The organism is Nocardia sp. NPDC058497, assembly GCF_042720195.1.
Classification (GTDB): Bacteria; Actinomycetota; Actinomycetes; order Mycobacteriales; family Mycobacteriaceae; genus Nocardia.
The window spans coordinates 1-1,198 of sequence record NZ_JBHXMY010000557.1 but is presented as its reverse complement, the minus strand read 5'-3'; the positions used below and the strand labels follow the sequence as shown (position 1 = coordinate 1,198).

1 protein-coding gene is annotated in these 1,198 nt (G+C 68.4%); it reads right to left on the bottom strand.

Annotation, left to right across the window (positions count from 1 at the left end; translation table 11 throughout):
- Positions 1–287: 287 nt before the first annotated feature.
- Complete coding sequence (locus tag ACFWPJ_RS27110; protein WP_378855457.1) at positions 288–1,058, bottom strand: lysophospholipid acyltransferase family protein; 771 nt, start codon at positions 1,056–1,058, stop codon at positions 288–290.
- Positions 1,059–1,198: the final 140 nt, after the last annotated feature.

Sequence of the window (1,198 nt, the reverse complement as noted above, 5' to 3'; positions counted from 1 at the left end):
TCTAACCCTTTAAGCCCCGGGGGGGGGGGGGGGGGGTGGCTAAATCGCGCGCACCACCACCCCCCCCAAAAACCCACTCGCGCACCCACTAAACTGGGCGCGCCGCGGCCCCCGCCCGGCCCCCCCTCTAGTCCAGTGGGCACGCAAGGCTGGAAACCATTCGATGAGGCTGCCACTACGGGTGCTTACGCCCCGGAGACCTCCTACACGGACCACTTCCCACGGCTATTGCCGAAGGCACCTCCATAATGCCGGGCGCGGACCGCACTGGCAAGGCCCCCGCACCGTCAACTGCGCTGGGTGTCGTCATCCTGAGTCTGCGCGGCCTTGCGGGCGAGGCGTTCGGCGGCCTCGGCGTCGTCGAGGGCGGTGGCCTCTTCCAAGGTCGGGGCGCTGCCGCCGAGGCGGCGCGGGACCCAGTAGGCGCCGGGCTCGTGTTCGTAGGATTCCTGCAGCTCGGCGAGTAGTCGCTGCATGGTGGTGCGGAGCTCGGCGGTGAGGTCGGCGGCGGGTTCGTAGGGCTGGATGGGGGTGCCGACGGCGATCGAGATGGGGGTGTTGGTGCGGCCGAGGCGCTTGGGGAAGCCCTTGGTCCAGACGCGCTGGGCGCCCCAGATGACGATCGGGATGATCGGGACCTCGGCTTCCAGCGCCATCCTGGCCGCGCCGGACTTGAATTCCTTGATCTCGAAGCTGCGGCTGATCGTGGCCTCGGGGTAGACGCCGACGAGCTCGCCGTCGCGCAGGTATTTCACCGCCGACTTGTAGGAATCGGCGCCCGCGGTGCGGTCGACCGGGATGTGCTTGAGGACGCGCATGATCGGGCCGGAGATGCTGTTGTCGAACACCTCCTGCTTGGCCATGAACCTGATGTAGCGACCAGGGGTGCGCGCGGGCAGTCCCGCGTAGGTGAAGTCCATGTAGCCGGTGTGGTTGATCGCCACCACGGCACCACCGGAGGCGGGGACGTTCTCCGCCCCCTTGACGGTGAACTTCAGACCTTCGAGGAAGAAGACGGTTCGGGCCAGGCCGATGATCGACCGGTAGACGGGTTCCACAATTCAGCTAGCGTAGTCGCAGATCGCCGCTTCCGGCAGGGCTGCCGCCTTCGCGCGCCGCCCCACCGGATCGCGGCGTTTGCCGCGCGGGGCGAATTCGCTTCGCGCGCACCGGTCTATCCCCGGCGAGCTCGCTCGCC